The organism is Bacteroides intestinalis (assembly GCF_003464595.1).
GTDB classification, from domain to species: Bacteria; Bacteroidota; Bacteroidia; order Bacteroidales; family Bacteroidaceae; genus Bacteroides; species Bacteroides intestinalis_A.
The window spans coordinates 130,965-148,772 of record NZ_QRZF01000006.1 but is presented as its reverse complement, the minus strand read 5'-3'; the positions used below and the strand labels follow the sequence as shown (position 1 = coordinate 148,772).

The window sequence follows — 17,808 nt, the reverse complement described above, 5'->3', positions numbered from 1 at the left end:
AAATCTTTCCTGATTTTTCATCAAAATATTTATAAATGAATGAGAATATGGTTGTTCGGAAATTCCGAACAACCACTCAGCATGGTGCGATCGAAAATAAGACCCAAAGCCACGAAGTTAATTATTACAATCTGGATGTAATTATCTCAGTTGGCTATCGGGTGAAATCTGTGCAAGGTACACAGTTTCGTATTTGGGCGACACAGCGTTTGAGGGATTATATCATCAAGGGATTTGCTCTGAACGATGAGCGATTCAAGAGCGGCTCGTCAATGAACTACTTCCGGGAACTGTTAGACAGGATTCGGGAGATTCGCTTGTCCGAACGGCTTTTCTATCAACAAATCAAAGATATTTATGCTACAAGCATTGATTACGATCCGTCCGATGAAATGACCCTTGCCTTTTATAAAGAGGTGCAAAACAAACTTCTTTGGGCGGTCAGCGGGAAGACTGCGGCGGAACTGATATATTATCGGGCAAATGCCGCATTGCCGCAAATGGGGCTGACATCGACATCTTTACCCAATAAAGTTCGTAAGGCAGATGTGGAAATTGGAAAGAATTACTTGAATGAAGAGGAGATTGGGCTTTTGAAATTGATCGTAGAACAATTCCTTGCTTATGCAGAGACTCAGGCAATACAGCACAAACCGATGTATATGCGGGATTGGATTGAGAAACTGAAGCAGGTACTTACGATGAATGATAAAAACATATTGGAGCACGCGGGATCAATCTCTCATAAATTAGCACTGCAAAAAGCCGCTGGTGAGTATGACAAATACAGGGAGGTACAAAAACAGTTGGAGCGATTGGAAAGCATCAAAGAACTGGAGCAGGATATTCAAAAACTGAATAAAAATAAGAGAAAAAAGAAATAGTCTAAATTTTAAATTATAACAGAGACTGAAAAGGATTCTTGGTCTCTGTTATAATACTTCTAAATATTTTGGTTATCAACAAAATCTCTTCATATATTTACATAGAGTTATTTGAGGATTATATTATTCAATATATTTACTATAACGTTCGAAGAAGCGCTTGAACGCTCCCCATTTCATCAACCCTTTTTCAAAGACAAAGATGCCCAGGAGAGCACAGAATATTCCCAATAATACATCAATCAGATAATGATGCCCCGAATAAACGGCCGTACACCAGATCCCCACCATAATAAACGCAAATAATGCTATCAGCCAGCCCTTACAGCGATTCATTATAGCATAAGCCAATGCCACAACCATATATGCCGCATGCAGCGAAGGAACGGCTGCAAATACGTTTGCATTACGCCCATAGATAGAGTCGAAGATTGTGCATCCCAGCAGTTCGTCAAAGCGCCCCAATCCGGCCACATTTCCCGGAGTATTCAGCATCGCCTCAAATCCATAGTTCATAGCGTACCAAGGGGGAGCGGCAGGATGAATATAATATCCGGCAAAGCCAATAAGATTAACCAACAGGAAGACCATAGCAAAACGGAGATACATCTGGCGATCTCCCTTCAGATAAAGCCACAAACCGAATGCTATAGGCACAGGCACCCAGCAGAGATAGAACACCCCAGCAAAGAAATCAGCTACCGGCCAGTGATGTATGGCAAAGTATTCACAAGGAATCAGCGTAGCCCCATTCACGGATATACCGAAAAGAGACTTTTCCGCTTCATACAAGCCCTGCACATCAATAGGGTTCACCTGGTAATTGGGATACACCCGCATCCAGTCATAGGAAACTGCAAAAACAACAAAAGGCAGTAAAGCCACTGCCAGCTTACGGGTTGTCTTTCCTGCAAAAAACAGAACCAGGAACAATCCCGTCATTAGAAAATGCTCCGTACGAAGCCCGATACAAGTAGCTGTCAACAACAGAAAAGCCAACGTAATGACTACCAGCAATACCGTCTCTCTTACCGGAGGGAAATATCTTTTTATCATTTATTCAAAAGTTTATAGCAATGTGCCAGACGGACAAAAGCCGTCAAATTAGCCAATACGGCAATGATTGCCAGAGGAACAATCAGGATCAACATCGGGTCGAAGAGTGTACAATCGGAAAATATACCGCAGAACAGAGCTCCCAGACTGGTCAGCACCACTCGCTCAGGGCGCTGCATAATACCTACTTTACATTCCAGTCCCAGACCTTCGGCACGTGCGCGTACGTAACTTACCATCAGCGAACCGATCAAAGCAAGAAAAGTGATAATGGAACCCACGAAATAGCCCTGCAAGATGAGATAATAGGATATACCGAATAAGGTAAACAGTTCACTGTAACGATCGAGCACCGAATCGTACAATGCCCCGAAGGTCGAAGACATATTGCCAAGACGCGCCACACGACCATCCATCATGTCAAACAGCCCGGCGAAGAGTATCAGTCCGCCTGTCCATCCCACCAAAGAAAGATCCTCTTCCGAATCTGTCACTAACCCTGCATAAATAAATATACCGGCAGCCACAATGTTAAGTATCAACCCGGTAGTAGTAATAAAGTTAGGCGTAATGCCAATTTTAATCATGCCACGCACAACGGGATTGATAATCTTGTATATCACCTGTTGCAGCCAATCTCTGTAATTCATGTTCATTCTATTTTTTTCTCCAAACGTTGTTTCAGAAATCTTTTTAAGTTGTGGTTCCGGTAGACGAAAACCCGTTGCAAATAATAGTTCCAGAAAAATGCAACCAGCAAGGCAACCGTAATTTTAGACAGGATAAACACATCATAGACGTAATATCCCAGCAATCCGTTCACCCATTTCATTCCTGCCAGCCATTCCGTCAAAGCAAAAGTACCCCATGTGTTAATAAGAATGCTCCCACCCCAGACTATGAAATACTTCAGCCCCACATGTATCTTCTTGCAGTCTTCCGCCTTAAATACCCATTCATAGTTGATTACACAATTGACAATACCGCCAACCACAGAACCTATAAATGTGGCATACAAATAATATATACCAAATAATTTCACCAAAAGAATAGTTATCAGAAAATCGATCACCGTAGCTATCTGTGCAGAAAGCTGCGCCTTCATAAAAAGCCACACTTCCCTGCGCCAACCTGCAAACCGACTCTGTTCTTCTACTCCATCAACCATCTTGCCACAATTAAAACAATGAAACCATACACTCCTGCCAATACGTCGTCCATCATCACTCCCACTCCGCCCGGAAGATTTTCCATCCGCCGGATGCCCAGCGGTTTCAGAATATCAAAGAAGCGGAACAAAACAAATGCTGCCAGTCCATACCAGATATGACCTGCCGGAGCTGCCAGGAGCGTGATCCACACACCTACCATCTCATCCACCACCACGCGCGACGGATCTTCACCCCAGTAGGGTTCCAGACGGTCGGTAGCCCAAATACCGGCTACGGTGAACAGGGATATCAATGCGACAGTCGTCCACAACAGACAAGTTTCTGATATAAGTAAAGAAAGTCCGAACCAGATTAGCGTAGCGAGTAAAGCGCCCGCCGTGCCCGGAGCAAAGGGAGAAAAGCCTGAGCCGAAGCCCGTGCCTATCAGGACAGGGAAGAAGGAAGGTCTCCTCATAGAAAAAAGATATAAAAGAGTGATAAGGTGACAAAGTGGTAAAGCGGTAAAGTAATACTACATCACCACTTTATCACTCTACCACCTTATCACCTTATTATTATTTATTAATCCAGATAGCTCGGTGATTTTTCACCCACCATCGTACGGATTGTTTCTTTCACCATTCTCCATTGAGTGAACAGATCATGGATCGGTTCATGCTCAAAGTCGTGCATCGGGCTCTTGCAGAAGAATGACAACCAAGTCTGGATTCCAGACATACCTGCACGCAATGCCAGGTCACTGAAAATAACGAGGTCGAGTGCAATAGGAGCTGCAAGAATAGAGTCGCGGCACAGGAAGTTTACTTTGATTTCCATCGGGTAACCCATCCATCCGAAGATGTCGATGTTATCCCATGCTTCCTTATTATCTTTACGGGGAGGATAGTAGTTGATACGAACCTTGTGGTAAACATCACCATAGAGGTCGGGATATTTTTCCGGTTCGAAGATGTTATCGATAACAGACAACTTGCTGACTTCTTTTGTTTTGAAGTTTTCGGGTTGATCGAGTACTTCGCCGTCACGGTTACCCAGGATGTTGGTAGAGAACCAACCGCTTACACCCAGCATACGAGTCTTGAACATCGGAGCGAGCACTGTTTTCATCAGTGTCTGTCCACTCTTGAAGTCCTTACCGGAGATGGGCACATTCATCTTCTTAGAGAATTCCCACATTGCCGGAGTATCTACGCACAAGTTAGGAGCACCCATGATGAACGGAGCACCTTCTGCAATTGCAGCATAAGCGTAGCACATACTCGGAGAAATCACTTCCGTGTTATTAGCCTTCATTGCTTCTTCCAAAGCAGCAAGCGACTCGTGTTCTTTACACAACGGAACGTAGATTTCAGTACTTGCAGCCCACAGCACAGCAATACGCTCGCAGTTGTTGGCAGCCTTGAAGTTACGGATATCCTCACGCAGTTGCTCCATCATTTCCCAACGGGTGGCAGCCTGCTTGATGTATGTACCATTCAGACGTTTTGCAAAGTTGTGGTCAAAGGCAGCAGGCATCGGTTTGATGGCTTGCAATTCCTCTTTTACCAGATTTAAATCTTTCTCTTTCAGAACTTCTGCATACATCGCAGCTTCGTATGCATTATCAGGGAAGATATCCCATCCGCCGAAAACAATGTCGTTCAAATCTGCCAAAGGCACTACGTCCTTAATCAGCTTTTCGTCGTTGTTCTCCATGCGTATTGTGGCCATCTGTGTAATAGACCCAATAGGTTTTGCCAGTCCCTTACGAGCAGCCAATGTACCCGTGATCATGGTGGTTGAGACCGCGCCACCCACTCCGACTACCAGTACACCCAAACGACCAGTTGCCGGCTTAATGTTTTCTTTCATTGCCATTGTATCTTTTAAAGTTTAAAAAATTGCTCAAATTTAGGCTATTTTGTTCAATTGAGACTTGTCATTTTATCCGATTTAATGTTCTATTAGTAAGATTTAAGTTAAAATGTCATGTGCAGACTGATTCTAAGACCGGATTTATCAATTCCGGGCAGATTTCTGTAAGTTAATCGCCAGACATAATCGAAGCGAAGCACCTTCAAAATATTCTCTACACCGACACCCACCTCCATATAAGGGGTATCCCCCATATAAGAGGTTGTGACGGGAAAACGAAAAAGGTCATTGCTGACTGTCGGATTATTTTTGTCGCTCAAATTCCCGTACAATCCCCGAAACGAAAGGACTTCACGCCATTTCAACTTTTTCAGCAAAGGTACGCGGTTGAACAAAAAGCCATTTAGATAGTAAGTAACGTCCCACGAAGCATATTCATCATTCATAAACTCCATGGCATTCATCAGGGAGTAAGACTCCGGCTGAATGGTATAAGAGAGGTTGGCGTTCGGGATAATCAGTAACGGGAAAGGTACTTTATTCCAAACTTTTCCGGCCTTCAGGATAACGTCTGTATAGCCGAAGGCCGAAAACCAGAAACGTTTCTGAAAACCTGCCTCTGTATATTGATAGGTATAATCACCGCCCAATACTCCTTTTGCAGCCATCGTATGCGAAAGCGAGAAGACCGGAGCATCCAGCGATACCGGAAAGCGGTTCCATTGCGTCTGAAAGAATTTTTCATTCGGCGCATAACGCAATTTTACTTCAAACTCGGTATTCGATATATTCTCCACGGGCGTTGCCATCTCATCTTGTTTCAGGAAAGGGATAAGATACGAAGACTCATCCTGCCGGAAGCGGGAAGTGAGCTGAAAGGAGAAACCGGAATGGAACTCATTGGTGTAAGTCAGCTCCGCCTTGCGCTGATAGCCTATCCGGTCGTCCTTCTGGCGCTTCAAGCTCAGAAATACGTTGTCCTGACTGGTATAGAGGTAATGTTGTCCGTATTGGTTTACATCCGAGGTATATCGTGCTTTCAAAGAGTGAATAGGAAACTCGTTGGCATACTCCTTCTTCTTATGGAAAGAATATTCCACTTCAGCCATTCCCTTCATCCGATGGTCTTTGAAACCGTAAGCCATGTATCCTTTATAAAATAGGTGTGGATTGAGCCACGCCGTAGTCATTCCTCCCGCACGCAGACGTACACCTTCCAAGGTATTACCGCTTATAGTGGTATTCATCATACCTATATAGAACAGGGGTTCTTTCTCTTTAGGCGCGGGTATATATCCGGTAAACAGCACTTTCAAGGTCTTCTCCGTCCAGTAATAGACAGGATATGTGCGAAGCTGCGCCATCATTTTATCAACGGAAGTTTCCTTCTTGCTGACTTCCACCTGACGGTTATCGTCCCAGTAAGCTTCCGTGCGATGCGTCGCTTCGGCCGGCTCAATCACTTTTTCCGGCTTCTTAAAGGCCGAAAGGGCATCCGCAGAAGGTTCATACACATAATTCCTGTAATATACATCCCGCTTGGCATAGATACCGTCACTGTTGTCCACCAACTTAAATTCGGTGGTGATATGTTCGTCAGCCAACTGGCGCGTACCGTCTGCCCCACGGGTAAAGTTCTGTTCAAGAGACATATAATCCACAAAATTCAGATTAATTTTCTGTGGAAAGTTCATGGTGGCACGACGTACGAAATAAGTACTGTCCAAAGTAACGTACAAGTGTCCCGTAAAACCGAAGGATTCGGAATTGAAGGGTACGAACGTCAGATCCACACAAGGTTGGCCCGCTATCGTAAGCGTGTCCATCAGATAATATTTATAGAATGAAGGGCCCAGTGAAGAGAGCGGACTTACGAACTTATTGGTAAACAGCGTGATGTTGTTCTCATAAATATCCACATCCGTCATCGTCACACTGATGGCTTGCTCCATGCCTTGCTGCGAAAGCATCTCATCCACACCGGCCTGTCGGCGGGCATGCACGCGCTGTTTCTGGCTTTTGGGAGATTTGCGGTAATAGTCCGTAGCCAGCAGCTCACGGTTGGAAACGGCAAGCACGGGCTTTCCCGTAACGGCGGAAGTATCCACATAGTCCGTCAGGAACTTGAATTTACGATAAAGCCACTTCTGTTGCTTTACGCTGTCGAAGTTGTTGATGGCAAAGGTCATCTTCTCATAACGATCCCGTTGCCAGAAGTCCAACTCTTTGGGCGAATAGTCATCCCGATGTTCAATCATTTGTCGCACAAATTCCACGGCGGGATTATCTTTTTTCTTATATCGCTCCCGTTTGGGCTTTACCACCACTTCATTCAGGGCATACGTTGCCGGCGAAAGGGCGATGGTAAGACGGATACCTTGTGCCGGATGAATAAGACGGGTGTATTCATTATATCCAATGGCAGAAATAACCAGCACGGCTTGGGGGCGGTAGGTCTTGAAAGAAAACTGTCCTTTGTCATCGGTCATACCTCCTTCGGTAGTACCTTTCAGATACACAGATGTATATGGGAGAGGCTCACGGGTTAACGAGTCTGTAACAACACCTTGTACCACATATTGTGCTTGCAGGGGAAAGCTCATCCAGCAAAGGCTGATGAACAATAAAATCCTTAAAAAAGTAAACCTCATACCTATTTTTATAATGTTGAAAGATGAATGAGAATTCAGCGTCGGCCGCGTACCAATTTTCGCTAAATAATCATTCCTTCTTCTTTAACGCCCGCAAAGGTACGCAAGAAAACTATTTTAGAAAGTTCAGTTTTACTGAATAAATGTTCTAAAAAACCACTTTTGCACGAAACACTTCCTTTTGCAGGCTGTTGTATATATCTTAAACGACGCGAAAAGCATCGAAAACCAATTAATAACCTAAACAACTTAATTATGGAATGGATAATAAACCAGCTCAGGGAGCGCCCCGAACTTGCCATATTCCTCACCCTGTTTCTGGGGTTCTGGCTTGGCAAGCTACGCATCGGGAAGTTCAGCTTGGGGACGGTCACAAGCGTATTGCTTGTAGGCGTATTGGTAGGACAGTTGAAGATCGACGTGCCAGGCCCCATCAAATCCGTGTTCTTTCTTCTCTTTCTGTTCGCCGTCGGGTATAAAGTAGGACCGCAATTCTTCCGCGGACTGAAAAAAGACGGACTTCCCCAGGTAGGCTTTGCCGTGCTGATGTGTGTATCAGTATTGGTGGTAACCTGGCTTCTCGCCCTCGTGATGGGCTACAATCCCGGTGAAGCCGCCGGATTACTGGCAGGTTCGCAGACCATCTCCGCCGTCATCGGAGTAGCCGAAGACACCATGGCAAACATGGGACTGGACGAAGCGCAACGCCAAAGTTATATCAATATCATCCCCGTATCTTATGCAGTGACTTACGTTTTCGGTACGGCAGGCTCAGCCTGGGTACTCTCCTCCCTCGGTCCAAAACTATTGGGCGGACTGGAGAAAGTAAAAGCTGCCTGCAAAGAACTGGAAGCCAAAATGGGTAGTTCCGAGGCAGACGAACCGGGCTTCATGCACGCCGCACGCCCCGTAACCTTCCGCGCCTACAAGATAGAAAACGAATGGTTCAAGCAAGGTCGTCGGGTGATAGACTTGGAAATGTACTTCCAGAAAGATGGCAAACGCCTGTTCGTAGAGCGCCTGCGCAAGCAAGGAGTCGTTCGGGATGTATCCCCGAATACCGTATTGAATATAGGAGACGAAGTCGTTCTCAGCGGACGCCGTGAATTCGTTATCGGCGAAGAGGACTGGATAGGCAATGAAATACAGGACGCACAATTGCTCGATTTCCCGGCAGAAACGTTACCTGTCACGGTCACAAAGAAAACGTTCGCCGGAAAGACAGTGGCGAATATCCGCCGGCACAAATTCATGCATGGCGTCAGCATCCGCAGCATCAAGCGTGCGGGAATTGAAATACCCGTATTGGCACAGACCAAATTGGATGCCGGCGACGTCATCGAAGTAGTGGGCACCAAGCAGGAAGTGGAAAGTGCCGCTGTACAAATAGGATATGTAGATCGGCCTACCCACCAAACGGATATGATATTCGTTGGATTAGGAATTCTGATAGGTGGTTTGTTCGGTGCATTATCCATCCACATCGGTGGTGTTCCCATCAGTCTGAGTACGAGTGGTGGCGCATTGATAGCCGGATTATTCTTCGGTTGGCTGCGCAGCAAGCATCCTACGTTCGGACGTATTCCCGAAGCTTCCCTGTGGGTACTGAATAATGTAGGGCTGAATATGTTCATTGCTGTAGTGGGAATAGCTGCCGGACCGAGTTTCGTACAGGGTTTCCGGGATGTCGGGCTCAGTTTATTCATTGTAGGTGCCATAGCCACTACCCTGCCGTTAATCATCGGTTTGCTACTGGGTAAGTACGTCTTCAAGTTCCACCCTGCAATAACACTGGGATGCTGTGCCGGAGCACGTACAACGACAGCCGCACTCGGAGCAATACAAGATGCAGTGGAAAGCGAAACGCCTGCACTGGGTTATACGGTAACGTATGCTGTGGGCAACACCTTATTAATAATATGGGGTGTCGTCATCGTACTGCTGATTTAACCCGGCGGATATAGCATACAACTGATATACCGTATGCAAGAAACTAATCGCCGCGATGCGAAGAATTAATCTTCAGAATGCATATTATTATTCTTACAACAGCTATTGTAAGAAAGAAACATATCTATTGTATGATAATAGTACAGCTGTTGTAAGATACAATAACAGTTATAGTATGAATAGTTTTATGCATCTCCGGAAATAGATTCTTGCATCCCGAGAGTTAGTCTATCGCACTCCCAGGATTAGTCTATTGTATCCCGCAATTATATGATAACAATTAAAACTTAACGATATGGATACCAAAAACTTAGAAAAGAAAATGGAAACGATCAGCCCATTCGAGCTGAAAAACCAATTGATCGATATGGCCGATGAAAGCCTGAAGAAAACTGCCCGCACGATGCTGAACGCTGGACGCGGTAACCCTAACTGGATAGCTACCACCCCTCGCGAAGCCTTCTTCCTCCTGGGACAATTCGGACTGGAAGAATGTCGCCGCGTCATGAACCTCCCCGAAGGCATCGCCGGCATCCCTCAAAAAGAAGGCATTGCCTCCCGTTTCGAAGCCTTCCTCAAAAAGAACAACGCCGCCCACGGTGCCAAGCTCCTGGAGCAAACTTATAACTACCTGTTAATGCAACATGCCGCCGATCCCGACTCCCTGGTACATGAATGGGCAGAAGCCGTCATCGGTGATCAGTACCCTGTGCCCGACCGCATCCTGCACTTCACCGAAATACTGGTGCAAGATTACCTGTCGCAAGAAATGTGCGATAACCGCCCTCCACGCGGCACATTCGACCTCTTTGCCACCGAAGGCGGAACCGCCGCCATGTGTTACCTCTTCGACTCCCTCCAGGAGAACTTCTTGCTGGATAAAGGTGACGGCATCGCCCTGATGGTGCCCGCTTTCACCCCCTACATTGAAATTCCGCAACTGAGTCGCTACCAGTTCAACATGATAGAACTGCATGCCGACCGCATGACGGACGACGGATTCCACCTCTGGCAATACAATGACAAGGACATCGACCGCCTGAAAGATCCCGCCATCAAAGCGCTCTTCGTGACCAATCCCAGCAATCCGCCCAGTTACGCCCTCAGCCCGGAGACGATGGCACGCATTGTCGATATCGTGAAGAATGATAACCCCAACTTGATGGTTATCACGGATGATGTATACGGCACATTCAGCCCGCACTTCCGCTCATTCATGGCCGAACTGCCGCACAATACGCTTTGTGTCTATTCCTTCTCCAAATACTTCGGAGCTACCGGTTGGCGTGATGCCGTCATCGCCCTGCACGAAGACAACATCTACGACAAGCAAATCGCCCGCCTGCCGGAAGATAAACGCAATGCGTTGAACCGCCGTTACTCAAGTCTGACTCTGCATCCCGAAAAAATGAAGTTCATCGACCGCATGGTAGCCGACAGCCGACAGGTTGCATTGAACCATACCGCCGGCCTGTCATTGCCCCAACAGATGCAAATGAGTTTATTCGCTTCCTTCGCCCTGCTGGATAAGGAAAATAAATATAAACTGAAGATGATGGAAATCATTGAAAAGCGTCTGCATGCCTTGTGGGATAATACGGGATTCACATTGATAAAAGATCCGCTCCGCGTAGGGTATTATACAGAGATCGACATGCTGGTATGGGCAAAGAAATTCTATGGAGATGATTTCGTAGAACACCTGAAACGTACCTACAGCCCGCTGAACGTCGTATTCCGCCTGGCGAAAGAAACGTCTCTCGTCCTGCTAAACGGCGGTGGTTTCGATGGTCCGGAATGGAGCATACGCGCCTCGCTTGCCAACCTGAACGAAAAGGACTATGTGGTCATCGGCCAGGGCATCAAGCGGATTCTTGACGAATACGCAAAGGCGTGGAAAAAGACTACGGAAAAATAATGCGGAACCGTGTCAACCCATCACTGTACGTGCGCAAAGAGAACGTACAACCATGACGGGTAAGCACCTCGCGAATAAACACCAGACCGATTCCCTGCCCGTTCGGTTTGGTGGAAAAGAAGGGACTGAAGAGCTTTGCTTCAGTCTCTTTTGTTATACCGGGGCCATTATCTACCACTTCAATCGTGGTAGGAGCGATTGTACGGACTACAACCCTACCCTGCTGGATCGTTCCTTCGGGCGCATGCTCTATGCTTTCCGCAGCATTCTTGATAATATTCACCAATACCTGTTCCAAGAGTGCCGCATCAAAGCGTACCGGTTCCAGCTTCGGATCACATTCCAGCCAGAGAAGAATATTCCGGTCGTTGCACATACCCTCCATAAAGCGTTTACACATGGAAGCCAGTTCATTCAGTTTGCCCGTAACCAAGGCGGGCTCAGGAATCTTCACGACATCGGCAAAACGGGTAATAAAGCGGCTCATAGAGAAGCAACGCTCGGTGCAAACGCGCATTACATCGCAGATATCCTCCATATCCTCTTCGGTGGAAAGGGCTTGCTCCACGGTATCGAGGGTAGATGTAATACCCGCCGTTGTATTATTCACCTCGTGGGCAATCATGCGGATCACCTTCTCATACGCTTTCTTTTCAGCACGCATCACCTCGTCCGTCATCTTCTCTATCAGATAGAAAGGGTGATGAAAACCTCTGTCGATAAAGGAGGAATGGGTACACTTATAGATATTCGAGTCATTCAGACGCACCACTGCCGTCTGATCTTTTGAGATATTCGCCAGTTCTTCAGCCAAAGGAGAGTCTATATTCTCAATTTTCTTTCCCATAATCTCTTCCAGGCGTACTCCCATCATCTTCAATCCCATCGGATTGAGCTGGGATATTTCACCGTTCAGTGTGGTAATGACAACTCCCATCGGCGAAGCCTGGATAAGCAAGTCCAGAAAATGATTTTGCTCGCGCAGACGCAAACGTTCGTTCTTTAATTGCTCCATCATACGGTTGAACACATTTACAATGCGGTCCGCCTCGTATTGCCCTACTTTGCTGAGCCTGCTGCTGAAATCCTGTTCCCGCAGCAATTCCATACCGCTGCCGATAATATTCATCGGTTTCACAATCTTACGGTAGAAGATAAACAGGAACACCAGGATAAATGCAATGATCCCCTCCACAATGTAGAGATGCAACGGCTTCATCCCCTTCGCCAAGTAGAGAAGCACACCACCTAAACCCAGAAGGAAAAGGACAAGTATGGAGAAATAGAACTTTATTCTCACTTTTCTGTGACTGTTATATTAAACTTTTCCAGTCGGCGATAGAGTGCGGCACGACTAATGCCGAGCGTCATAGCTACCTGACTGAGATTTCCCTTATGGCGATCGAGCGCCTGCAAAATAGTCTGACGCTCTATTTCATCCAGCGTCATGCCTGCCAGAGACGATGCGTCCGAAGCCTTCACCGGTTCATTAGGACGCAGATACTGTGCGTCGAAATCCGAAGCATCCAGCGTCGGTTTTCCGCTGACGAGGATCGTACGTTCCACCAGATTCTTCAATTCACGGATATTTCCCGGATAAGGCAAGCGGGAAAGGAAGTTCAGGGCATCTGCCGAGAATTCCGTGCGGGGCAGTCCGTTAATCTCTGCCTGGCGGTCGGCAAAGTGGCGTGCCAGCAAAGGAATATCTTCACGGCGTTCGCGAAGGGAAGGCAACTTAACGGTTATCAGGTTGATACGATAAAACAAATCTTCGCGGAATGTACGTTCCGATACCATCTTGCGGAGGTCGGCATTGGTAGCGGATACTACACGTATATCCGTCTTGCGGGGACGGCTGTCACCCAGCACTTCAAACGTCTGATCCTGTAATACACGGAGCAGTTTCACCTGACAGGAAGGATCGAGGTCACCTATTTCATCCAGGAAGATAGTACCCTTGTTGGCAAGTTCAAAGCGCCCTACACGGTCTGTTGTCGCATCCGTAAAAGCACCTTTCTTATGGCCGAACATTTCGCTTTCAAAAAGGCTCTGCGAGATACCGCCCAGGTTGACCTTTACAAACGGCTGTTTCACCCGCTGGCTGTTGATGTGGATGGCTTCGGCAATCAACTCCTTACCTGTTCCACTCTCACCGGTAATCAGTACCGAGGCATTGGTACGCGCAATGCGTGCCACTGTATTCAGCACTTCCATCAATCCCTGAGATTTTCCGATGATATGGCTGCGGTTCAGCGTCTCGCTCTGTTCTTCCGGTGCATCTTTTGGGACGGCAGTCAGTTCAAGGGCTGTCTCGATGCGTTGCAGCAAAGCGGCATTGTTCCACGGCTTCGTGATAAAGTCGAACGCGCCCGCCTGCATACCCTGCACGGCAAGTTGTATGCTTCCCCACGCCGTCATCAGGATAACGGGTACATCGGGGCGGAATATTTTCACTTGCTTCAGCAAAGTCAATCCCTCTTCTCCCGTTGTGGAAAGGGTGAAGTTCATGTCCATCAAAATGAGGGCAGGTGCCTCGGCACGCACCACATCCATTGCTTCGCGCGGTCCGGGAACAGTTTGCGCTTCATATCCTGCACGTTTCAGCATAAAACTGAGGGAAGAACGTACGGCACTATCATCGTCGATTATCAGTATCATAAGGTTTCGTTGTTTTATGGTTTGCAAAAATAAACGATTTCACACAGAAAGCACAGAATAACACTGTTTTTTTCAATAACAAGCGAAAAACGGTTATGAGTTATAAGTTATTATTCATAACTCATAACTCAAACTCAGTCTCTCACAATTTCTTCAAAGTCCGCCTCCAGTTCACAATTCCGTTCAAAATCCCAAAGTGTCAGACTGCGGATTTGATAGAAATAGTACCAATAATAATAGAGCTCGGAAATATGTTTCTGCCTTGCTTCATCTTTTGATTTCTGTGCGTCGTTCAGGTCCAGCGTACTGATTTGTCCAATCATAAAGGTTTCCACACTGGTTTTATAACGTTTCTCGGCAATGCCGTCAGCTTCCTGTGCAATACCCAATTGTTGTGCCTGATTATTGAAGTTCGCTACGAGCAAGAAAATATCCTGATTGAAGTCCATCTGTTCCTGCCGGATTCTGGAAAGCACCACTTCACGATTACTCTTTGCCACACGTACTTTTCCTCGGCGTTTTCCCCAGTCCAAGATAGGTACTTTCACACCTACCTGCACAATCTGATTATCAAGCAGCCCCTTGTAAGCGGAAGTCAAATCACGATCCTGCCCTGTATAACCCACACTGGCAAACAGGTCGATGCTGCGCAAATTGCCGCGAGCCGTAGCCACTTCATAGTCCGCTTCCAACTGGCGACGACGGATATTCTGTGCAAACGAGTTCCGATCCAGAGCTTTGTTCAATACAAGATTATATTCCATCTTCATATCCGGTGCCGAATTCGGCAACATCGGATTCAGATTCTCATCTTCCGACAAACCGAGGAACGAACGCAACTGGAACATTTTCGCATTCAGGTTACTCTCCGCTTCCGTCACATCCGCCTTACCTTGCAAAGCATTCAGTTTCAACTGCAACAGGTCATTTTCAGAAATCTGCCCCATCTTACGTTTTGCCACTGCTACTTCATAGAGGCGGTCGGCATTCACTTTATTCTGGTGAGCAGTTTTCAAATTTTCTTTTGCCAGCAGCAGATTGAAGAAATAAGTGATTGTCTTCATCGTCACCTGTTCCGTAGCAGTGATAAAGGCAGCTTTTGCTTCTGCATATCTCACCGGTTCGATACGACGGTTCCACTTCAGATTGTTCACTCCGAAGATAGGTTGCGACAATTCCAGGCTGACGGGGACGGACATAAACCGTTTATCTCCTCCGGATCCTAATTGCTTGATATATTCAAGAGAAGAAGCCAGTGATAGTTTACCGCCCGTAAACCATAAGTTCTGGTCTATGGAGAGCGTTCCGGAAAGTCCCAACGTATTGTTACGCACAAATGAGTAGGAACCATCCGAGTTTTGATATCTGCTGTAAGATTTATTGTAATTGGGTAAAGTACCGTTCAGATTCACTTCCGGTAACAGGTCGGCACGGAAAGTACGATATTCCCAGTATGAAGTCTTCAATTCATTCAGCGCTACGGCGGCATCCACTGACTGGGTACGTGCCAAAGCTATCGCTTCATTTAAAGTGATGAGACGTTCACGTTCGTTTGTCAATGTATCGTTCTGTGCAAAAGCGGCGAACGGAAATAGCATCCAAGCTGCGAGTAAAATATTCCTTTTCATGTTTATCAAAAAATAGTTGTAAACAGAAAAGCAAAGAGCGTGCCAAAGCGTCAGGATGCTTCTGGGCAGGGGTGGGTGTTCATTATCGGACAGTGGGGATGTTCAGAAATGGACATCTTCTTTTTACAAAACAGGCTCCAGTATCTGATAATCTCTTATTGCCATCTTATTTGTTGCTACAAAATAGATCTTATGTTCCTTGAATAAACGGGTCTGTTCAATCAAATCTCCTACTATCATTTCATTAAAAGCAGTTTTATTCCGGCGGGGAAAAGAAATTACGGCATGTACCTTATTCGTGTCTGAAATCAAATTATGCTTTCTAAAATCCTGAATAGTAGAAACTAACTGGGATTTACACTTTTCCTTATAAACTGCAATATTCTTAGGTTTGCAGTCCTTTATCTCAACAAACATAATCCAGCATCCCTCATTACCGGACGAAGGAAAAAGACAACATTCACAATGTTCTATTTGCAATCCTTTATCATCCTTAAATTGGCAATCATCAAAAATAACATGATCAACAGACAACGATGTTGCATTATTCAATGTCAGACCATCCATTTCTGTCGTAGTTTCGGGAATAAAAGGGATTTTTGTATGTATTTCCACTTTTCTGGCGGACATGGTTCGTTCTGTAAAATCAACGATATGAAGTTCCTTTGCTTCAGTAGTAGCCACCTCACACAACGAATAAACTCCACAGATTCTATTCTTCATCCTCGTAATAATTAAGCAATGACAAATACTCTGTAGAATTCATTTTATAAGCCTGGTTCAAATAGTTATCTTCCAAGATGCCATCCTTATCCTGAATGCACTTCAAAGCACCTTCGTGAATCTCATAGATTGAAACTAACTTAGGATCTATCCACGCATTGCTCGAAAGATATTCCTTTCTCTTTTCATTCGGAATATTCTTTTCCACCAATTTCCCCATCAAACAATTATTCAATGCAAAAAGTATATAAGGACTATGTGTGGTGATCAATAATTTATGCCCTTCTTTCTTCAGGATTTCACGAATGATATAGTATGTAAAGTCTTGTTGTATATCAGGGAATAAGTTCTCTTCAGGCTCTTCTATAATCAGATCGCAACACTGAGTTTTGGTAAAATGATCAACAGTCTGATAAAACAAATCTTTTTCTCCCGGTCGAAAAACTCTGAAATGCTCATTTACGCCCTCACCTTCATGGAAAGTTTCCGAAGCAGCATCTATATCCGGATTCCTCCTTACATTTACACGGAATCTATCACGATAAATAATTTCTTTTAGCTCTTCGTAGATCACCTTATTATCAAAAGACACATGAGAATCCAGTTCATCTCTCAAATCATCATTCAGAAGCGTATGGCAAAGCAATAATAGCGGAACTACCGATTGCACTCCACTTGAAGAAGAAAACAATTGAATCTGCGTTCCACTATCCAAACGGATATAATCTTTATTACTTGATTTATCATAATAGTATTTAACCCCCAGAGAAAGGATATTCAAGGGTCTGTCAGCTGTGAATAGTTCGCGCATATTCCCCCAGTCCTCCATGAAGTTTGCAGTACTGGTGTCCGACATCTTTATAGTACTCCACTGTGGCAGCACGGAAATGATATTTCTCTCAGCCGGTATATAGGCTATTTTCTCCAGTTTGTACCCCCATCTCGTACTTTTCAGTTCAAAATCCGGAGAAGTTCCCAAACCTTTATATACCACCTTATAAACATCCGATTCATACTCCAGATATGAATCTTCGCGGATATATCCTTCCATTTTATGAAACGAAATTAAACGTTCCACAAATTTATCATCTTTGTATTTTACGAAGGACTGTTCCAGAGATACGCGTTTCTCCAGCCACGCACAATAGCTTACAATCTTAGCAATTGTACTTTTTCCACTGCTTTGCGGCCCCATGAAGATATTGATTTTATTCAAATCAAATTCCACTTCATTTATGGGGCCAATATTTTTAATAATCAGATGCGCCATTCCAATATAACTCTTAATGCCCTTAGATTTTATTTTCTATATCT

General features: G+C 45.5%; 14 protein-coding genes. 3 read left to right on the top strand and 11 right to left on the bottom strand.

Annotation, left to right across the window (positions count from 1 at the left end; genetic code table 11):
• Positions 1–35 precede the first annotated feature (35 nt).
• Complete coding sequence (locus tag DWW10_RS10675) at positions 36–884, top strand: virulence RhuM family protein (protein WP_259320464.1); 849 nt, start codon at positions 36–38, stop codon at positions 882–884.
• Positions 885–1,007: 123 nt separating this feature from the next.
• Here DWW10_RS10675 and DWW10_RS10670 read toward each other — a convergent pair whose 3' ends face one another.
• The 6 genes from DWW10_RS10670 to DWW10_RS10645 all read right to left on the bottom strand — a co-directional run bounded on the left by DWW10_RS10670 (position 1,008) and on the right by DWW10_RS10645 (position 7,617).
• Positions 1,008–1,940, bottom strand: coding sequence for a phosphoinositol dihydroceramide synthase (locus DWW10_RS10670; protein ID WP_118421333.1), 933 nt, complete (start codon positions 1,938–1,940; stop codon positions 1,008–1,010).
• A complete protein-coding gene (locus DWW10_RS10665; protein ID WP_007217635.1) occupies positions 1,937–2,590 on the bottom strand; it encodes a CDP-alcohol phosphatidyltransferase family protein in 654 nt (217 codons plus the stop codon). Before DWW10_RS10665 ends, DWW10_RS10670 begins: the two co-directional genes overlap by 4 nt.
• 2 nt (positions 2,591–2,592) lie before the next feature.
• Positions 2,593–3,108 carry a GtrA family protein gene (locus DWW10_RS10660; protein WP_007214503.1) on the bottom strand — a complete coding sequence of 172 codons (516 nt, stop codon included), beginning with the start codon at positions 3,106–3,108 and terminating at the stop codon, positions 2,593–2,595.
• A complete protein-coding gene (locus DWW10_RS10655) occupies positions 3,093–3,566 on the bottom strand; it encodes a phosphatidylglycerophosphatase A family protein (protein WP_007217634.1) in 474 nt (157 codons plus the stop codon). Before DWW10_RS10655 ends, DWW10_RS10660 begins: the two co-directional genes overlap by 16 nt.
• Positions 3,567–3,673: 107 nt before the next feature.
• A complete protein-coding gene (locus DWW10_RS10650) occupies positions 3,674–4,963 on the bottom strand; it encodes an inositol-3-phosphate synthase (RefSeq protein ID WP_022210690.1) in 1,290 nt (429 codons plus the stop codon).
• A 107-nt stretch (positions 4,964–5,070) separates the two neighbouring features.
• Positions 5,071–7,617 (bottom strand): DUF5686 and carboxypeptidase-like regulatory domain-containing protein, encoded by a 2,547-nt coding sequence (locus DWW10_RS10645; protein ID WP_118421334.1) that lies wholly within the window; start codon positions 7,615–7,617, stop codon positions 5,071–5,073.
• A 255-nt stretch (positions 7,618–7,872) separates the two neighbouring features.
• Here DWW10_RS10645 and aspT point away from each other — a divergent pair, with 255 nt between their 5' ends.
• On the top strand, positions 7,873–9,567 hold the full coding sequence (gene aspT, locus DWW10_RS10640) for an aspartate-alanine antiporter (protein ID WP_022210688.1): 1,695 nt from the start codon (positions 7,873–7,875) through the stop codon (positions 9,565–9,567).
• Positions 9,568–9,862: 295 nt separating this feature from the next.
• Positions 9,863–11,485 (top strand): bifunctional aspartate transaminase/aspartate 4-decarboxylase, encoded by a 1,623-nt coding sequence (locus tag DWW10_RS10635; protein WP_118421336.1) that lies wholly within the window; start codon positions 9,863–9,865, stop codon positions 11,483–11,485.
• Here the strand turns inward: DWW10_RS10635 and DWW10_RS10630 are convergent.
• From DWW10_RS10630 to DWW10_RS10610, 5 genes are all read right to left on the bottom strand, one after another.
• On the bottom strand, positions 11,472–12,785 hold the full coding sequence (locus DWW10_RS10630; RefSeq protein WP_007214509.1) for a sensor histidine kinase: 1,314 nt from the start codon (positions 12,783–12,785) through the stop codon (positions 11,472–11,474). The two genes, DWW10_RS10635 and DWW10_RS10630, sit on opposite strands and share 14 nt — an antisense overlap.
• The gene (locus DWW10_RS10625; protein ID WP_118421337.1) at positions 12,782–14,143 is read right to left on the bottom strand and encodes a sigma-54-dependent transcriptional regulator; all 1,362 of its coding nucleotides are present in this window, start codon (positions 14,141–14,143) and stop codon (positions 12,782–12,784) included. The genes DWW10_RS10630 and DWW10_RS10625 overlap by 4 nt, the downstream gene beginning before the upstream one ends.
• Positions 14,144–14,277: 134 nt before the next feature.
• On the bottom strand, positions 14,278–15,771 hold the full coding sequence (locus tag DWW10_RS10620; RefSeq protein WP_118421339.1) for a TolC family protein: 1,494 nt from the start codon (positions 15,769–15,771) through the stop codon (positions 14,278–14,280).
• A gap of 123 nt (positions 15,772–15,894) precedes the next feature.
• Entirely contained in the window at positions 15,895–16,494 is a 600-nt protein-coding gene (locus DWW10_RS10615) for a hypothetical protein (RefSeq protein WP_052340632.1), read from the bottom strand.
• A complete protein-coding gene (locus DWW10_RS10610) occupies positions 16,484–17,764 on the bottom strand; it encodes an AAA family ATPase (protein ID WP_118421340.1) in 1,281 nt (426 codons plus the stop codon). Before DWW10_RS10610 ends, DWW10_RS10615 begins: the two co-directional genes overlap by 11 nt.
• Positions 17,765–17,808 lie beyond the last annotated feature (44 nt).

Bases quoted from the DNA above. Each gene is read 5' to 3' on its own strand.
- DWW10_RS10675 (WP_259320464.1), top strand. From the start codon at position 36: ATGAATGAGAATATGGTTGTTCGGAAATTCCGAACAACCACTCAGCAT.
- DWW10_RS10670 (WP_118421333.1), bottom strand. From the start codon at position 1,940: ATGATAAAAAGATATTTCCCTCCGGTAAGAGAGACGGTATTGCTGGTA.
- DWW10_RS10665 (WP_007217635.1), bottom strand. From the start codon at position 2,590: ATGAATTACAGAGATTGGCTGCAACAGGTGATATACAAGATTATCAAT.
- DWW10_RS10660 (WP_007214503.1), bottom strand. From the start codon at position 3,108: ATGGTTGATGGAGTAGAAGAACAGAGTCGGTTTGCAGGTTGGCGCAGG.
- DWW10_RS10655 (WP_007217634.1), bottom strand. From the start codon at position 3,566: ATGAGGAGACCTTCCTTCTTCCCTGTCCTGATAGGCACGGGCTTCGGC.
- DWW10_RS10650 (WP_022210690.1), bottom strand. From the start codon at position 4,963: ATGAAAGAAAACATTAAGCCGGCAACTGGTCGTTTGGGTGTACTGGTA.
- DWW10_RS10645 (WP_118421334.1), bottom strand. From the start codon at position 7,617: ATGAGGTTTACTTTTTTAAGGATTTTATTGTTCATCAGCCTTTGCTGG.
- aspT (WP_022210688.1), top strand. From the start codon at position 7,873: ATGGAATGGATAATAAACCAGCTCAGGGAGCGCCCCGAACTTGCCATA.
- DWW10_RS10635 (WP_118421336.1), top strand. From the start codon at position 9,863: ATGGATACCAAAAACTTAGAAAAGAAAATGGAAACGATCAGCCCATTC.
- DWW10_RS10625 (WP_118421337.1), bottom strand. From the start codon at position 14,143: ATGATACTGATAATCGACGATGATAGTGCCGTACGTTCTTCCCTCAGT.
- DWW10_RS10620 (WP_118421339.1), bottom strand. From the start codon at position 15,771: ATGAAAAGGAATATTTTACTCGCAGCTTGGATGCTATTTCCGTTCGCC.
- DWW10_RS10615 (WP_052340632.1), bottom strand. From the start codon at position 16,494: ATGAAGAATAGAATCTGTGGAGTTTATTCGTTGTGTGAGGTGGCTACT.
- DWW10_RS10610 (WP_118421340.1), bottom strand. From the start codon at position 17,764: ATGGCGCATCTGATTATTAAAAATATTGGCCCCATAAATGAAGTGGAA.